At 63.8% G+C, this 4,395-nt stretch carries 5 protein-coding genes; 3 read left to right on the top strand and 2 right to left on the bottom strand.

Translation table 11 applies throughout. The annotated features are described in order from the left end of the window. The coding region (locus tag EOA36_RS28815) for a DegQ family serine endoprotease (protein WP_145969354.1) at positions 1–1,200 on the top strand (1,200 nt) is incomplete at its 5' end. A 43-nt stretch (positions 1,201–1,243) separates the two neighbouring features. Here the strand turns inward: EOA36_RS28815 and EOA36_RS28810 are convergent. Then, complete coding sequence (locus tag EOA36_RS28810) at positions 1,244–1,816, bottom strand: GNAT family N-acetyltransferase (RefSeq protein WP_127280406.1); 573 nt, start codon at positions 1,814–1,816, stop codon at positions 1,244–1,246. After that, on the bottom strand, positions 1,813–2,700 hold the full coding sequence (gene serB / locus EOA36_RS28805; protein ID WP_127280405.1) for a phosphoserine phosphatase SerB: 888 nt from the start codon (positions 2,698–2,700) through the stop codon (positions 1,813–1,815). The genes EOA36_RS28810 and serB overlap by 4 nt, the downstream gene beginning before the upstream one ends. Here serB and miaA point away from each other — a divergent pair. Further along, on the top strand, positions 2,690–3,655 hold the full coding sequence (gene miaA / locus EOA36_RS28800; RefSeq protein WP_127280404.1) for a tRNA (adenosine(37)-N6)-dimethylallyltransferase MiaA: 966 nt from the start codon (positions 2,690–2,692) through the stop codon (positions 3,653–3,655). The genes serB and miaA overlap by 11 nt on opposite strands. A 104-nt stretch (positions 3,656–3,759) precedes the next feature. Then, the coding region (locus EOA36_RS28795) for a GGDEF domain-containing protein (protein ID WP_145969353.1) at positions 3,760–4,395 on the top strand (636 nt) is incomplete at its 3' end.

Raw genomic sequence — 4,395 nt, 5'->3', positions numbered from 1 at the left:
CAGTCGCTGGGCTCGGGCTTCGTCATCGACGCCGAGCAAGGCATCGTCGTAACCAACAACCACGTGATCGCCGATGCCGACGACATCGAGGTCAATTTTTCCGATGGTGTGACCTTGAAGGCGACGCTGGTCGGCACCGACACCAAGACCGACGTCGCGGTGCTGAAGGTCGATCCGAAAGGCCACAAGCTGACGGCGGTGAAATTTGGCGATTCCACCAAGATGCGCGTCGGCGACTGGGTGATGGCGGTCGGCAATCCGTTCGGCCTCGGCGGTACGGTCACGGTCGGTATCGTCTCGGCGCGCAACCGCGACATCAATTCAGGCCCCTATGACGACTTCATCCAGACCGATGCGGCGATCAACCGCGGCAATTCGGGCGGACCGCTGTTCAACAGCGCCGGCGAGGTCATCGGCATGAACACCGCGATCATTTCGCCCTCCGGCGGCTCGATCGGCATCGGCTTCTCCATTCCCTCGCAGCTCGCCTCGGGCGTCGTCGACCAGTTGCGCCAGTATGGCGAGACGCGGCGCGGCTGGCTCGGCGTGCGCATCCAGCCGGTGACGGACGACATCGCGGAAAGCCTGGGGATGGCGACCGCCAAGGGCGCGCTGGTGGCCGGCGTCATCAAGGGCGGGCCTGTCGACAACGGCACCATCCAGGCCGGCGACGTCATCATCAAGTTCGATGGCAAGGACATCCACGAAATGCGCGACCTGCCGCGCGTCGTCGCCGAAAGCCCGGTGGGCAAAGCCGTCGACGTGCTGATCGTGCGCAAGGGTGTCGAGCAGACGGTGAAGGTGACGCTCGGCCGGCTCGAGGATGGCGAGAAGCTCGCCAGCGGCGAGAATGGCAACACCGACCAGGACAAGGGCGGCGACAAGGCTCCGGCCGTCTCGACCGCCTCGGTGCTCGGCATGACCGTCGGCGAACTCAACGACGAGACGCGCAAGAAGTTCAGCATTGCCGCCGATGTCTCGGGTGTCGTCGTCACCGATGTGGCCAAGGATTCGGCCGCCGCCGAGCGCGGCATTCAGCCGGGCGAGGTGATCACCGAGATCGCGCAGGAATCGGTCGCCACGCCCAAGGATGTCATGGACCGGATCGGCGCGCTGAAGGAGCAGGGGCGCAAGAACGCGCTGCTGATGCTGGCGTCGAAGACCGGTGAGCTGAGGTTTGTCACGATCCGGATGGATTGAAGTCGGCAGGACTGCAAAAATCTGATTTTAATGGAAAGGGCGGTTAGAGAGCCGCCCTTTTTCTTGCCTGCCAGTCTTGGCGAGGCAACCGGTAGAGCACATGCCGCTTGAGCGCGGGATGGCTGTCCGGAATGTCGGGATGGTCGAAGTCGTTGGCCGGGTCGGCGCTCATGCCGAGGCGTTTCATCACGGCGGTCGAGCGATGATTGCCGGTTACGGCGAAGGAGACGATCTCGTTGACGCCCAGCGTCTGGAAGCCGTAGGCGAGCCAGGCCTCCGCCGCCTCGGTGACATAGCCCTTGCCCCAGTATTCCGGCGCCAGCCGCCAGCCGATCTCGATAGTACCGGCCGGCAGGGAGGGCACATGATCGGTCTTGAGGAGCCCGACGAAGCCGATGCACTCGCCGGTGGCGGCAATCTCGGCGGCGGCAAAACCATAGCCGTCCTCGGCGATCCAGGATCGGAACTCGTCCATCTTGGCGTCGGCGGTAGCTCGGTCGCGGCGGAACGGAAAGAATTCCATGACGCGCTCGTCGGAGTTGATGCGATGGAACAGCGCGCGGTCGCGCTCCTCCCAGTTGCGCAGGATCAGGCGTTCGGTGCGGATTGGTTTCATTGCAAGAATTCTTCCTGCCGGTAGCCCTGCAGATAGAGCAGCGCGGTTAGGTCGGCATGGTCGATCCGGACTTTTGCCTGTGCTGCCACTGTCGGCTTGGCGTGCAGCGCGACACCGGTTCCGGCCAGGCGGATCATGTCGAGATCGTTGGCGCCGTCGCCGACGGCGATGGCATCGGCCGGCGCCAGGCCAAGGCGCGCGCAGATTTCGAGCAGCGCCTCGGCCTTGGCGGCGCGGCCGAGGATCGGCTCGCCGACCAGTCCGGTGAAGCGTCCGCCCTGGTCGAGCAGGCGGTTGGCGCGGTTTTCCTGAAAGCCGAGCATCTCGGCGATGCGCGTGGTGAAGACCTCGAATCCGCCCGAAACGAGCGCTGTCCAGGCGCCGTTGGCGCGCATGGTCTGGACCAGTGCGCGGCCGCCCGAAGCCAGCGTCAGCCGATTGGCGACGATACGGTCGACCACTGCGGCGTCGAGCCCCTTGAGCAGCGCCACGCGCTCGCGCAGCGCAGGCTCGAAGGCGATCTCGCCATTCATCGACCGCGCGGTGATGGCCGCGACGCGATCCTTGACGCCGATCTCGTCGGCCAGCTCGTCGATGCATTCCTGGTCGATCATGGTCGAATCCATGTCGGCGAGAAGGACTTTCTTGCGGCGTGTTTCAGCCTGCTGAACGATCACGTCGACTGGTTCGGCGCCCAGTGCGGCGCGAAGCTCTGCAGTGGTTTCATCAGCCTGCGCCGCTGGCGGCAGGGCAAGATCACAGGCAATGCCTTCGGCCAGCCAGACGACAGCGCTTGCGCCCACCGACCGTGAGGCCATATTCGCAAGCGACGGCGACAGAGCGCGGTCAGCGGGACGGGAAACAAGCGTGGCAATGAGCGGCATAGAGAATTCCGGCGCGGATGCGGGCGAAGGCCGCGTGAAGAACGCGATCCTGATAGCCGGGCCGACCGCCAGCGGCAAGTCGGCGCTGGCGCTTGAGCTGGCCGAGCGCACCGGCGGCGTCATCGTCAACACCGATTCGATGCAGGGCTATTCGGTTCTCGACGTTCTGACCGCTCGGCCGGAGGCGGCCGAACTCGCACGCGCGCAGCATTTTCTCTATGGGCATGTGCACCCCGGCTCTGCCTACTCGACCGGCGCCTGGCTGCGCGACGTGATGAAACTCATCGACGACGGAACGCTCTCGCGGCGGCCAATCTTCGTCGGTGGCACCGGCCTTTATTTTCGTGCGCTGGCCGAGGGCATTTCGGAAATGCCCGATATTCCGCAGCGGATCCGCGATCGCTGGCGCTATGAGTTGAAGGAGCACGGCGCGGTCAAATTGCATGGCATCCTGCTGCGCGAGGATTCGAAAGTCGCCATGCAGCTGAAGCCGACCGACGGCCAGCGCATCGTGCGGGCGCTCGAAGTGCTCGACGCCTCCGGCCGGTCGATCCTGGACTGGCAGGGCGAGCGCGGCCGGCCGCTGATCGACAGGCAAAGCGCGCATTTCCTAGTCATCGAGCCGGATCGGGCGGCGCTGGTCGACCGCATCGAAAGGCGTTTCGACCGGATGCTGGACAAGGGCGCGCTGGAGGAAGTCAAGCAGCTTGCGGCCCTTCGTCTCGATCCGGACCTGCCGGCGATGAAGGCGATCGGGGTTCGCGAGCTGCAGGCCGCAATTGCAGGGCAATCGAGCTTTCCCGAGGCGATCGAGCGCGCCAAGATCGCTACCAGGCAATATGCCAAGCGGCAAGCGACCTGGTTTCGACATCAGTTGGGGCCGGAATGGCAGAGATTGCGTCCCGATGACAATCTCGAAACCACGATCCAAACACTTGTTGCTAATGCAACTTAAAAAGTTGACCTTGAGGACAGGGTTCCCGCCGAAGTTGCCGGGATTAACGCTCCGTAAGGCGGCCCGTGCCATAAGATCGAGGGGCACTTTTCATCGGGGAGCAGATGCGTTTCCATAAGGCGGAATCCGCTTTTTTCGTCTTTATCTTCGTGATCCTGGCCGCTGGCCTGGTGACGCTGCACGCCTATGGGCTCTTGCAATCCTTCGCCACGGAACTCCATACGCAATCGGGCCTGGACAAGGTCATCTACCTCAACAAGCTGTTGTTCGCGACGGGCGTGCTGCTTGCGACCGCGCTGTTTTTCGGCATCTTCTTCATCTACCCGCTGATCCGCAAACAGGCGACGGAAGAAGGCAAGCTGCGCGCCATGACGGTTTCGCTCAGCGCCCGCTCCGAAACGCTCGAGCACGCCGCCCTGACAGACGGCCTGACCGGCATGCAGAACCGACGTTATTTCGACGACGCGCTGAACGAATATCTCGAGGAGTTCCGGCGCATCGAAAAACCGGTCGGGCTGATGATCCTCGATCTCGACCATTTCAAGCAGGTCAACGACAGCCACGGCCACGATGTCGGCGACGAGGTGCTCAAGGCTGTCGCCAGATGCCTCAAGGACATGACCCGCTATCACGACGTGGTGGCGCGCCTGGGTGGTGAGGAATTCGCCGTGGTCACGCCCAACATGGAGGCGGACCTTCTGGCCAAATTCGCCGAGCGCATCCGCAAGGCGATCGCCAAC

The organism is Mesorhizobium sp. M8A.F.Ca.ET.021.01.1.1 (assembly GCF_003998025.1).
Classification (GTDB): domain Bacteria; phylum Pseudomonadota; class Alphaproteobacteria; order Rhizobiales; family Rhizobiaceae; genus Mesorhizobium.
Note: the sequence above shows the minus strand (reverse complement) of the source record. Positions and strands in the feature narration are given on the sequence as shown.

Bases quoted from the DNA above. Each gene is read 5' to 3' on its own strand.
- EOA36_RS28810 (WP_127280406.1), bottom strand. From the start codon at position 1,816: ATGAAACCAATCCGCACCGAACGCCTGATCCTGCGCAACTGGGAGGAG.
- miaA (WP_127280404.1), top strand. From the start codon at position 2,690: ATGAGCGGCATAGAGAATTCCGGCGCGGATGCGGGCGAAGGCCGCGTG.
- serB (WP_127280405.1), bottom strand. From the start codon at position 2,700: ATGCCGCTCATTGCCACGCTTGTTTCCCGTCCCGCTGACCGCGCTCTG.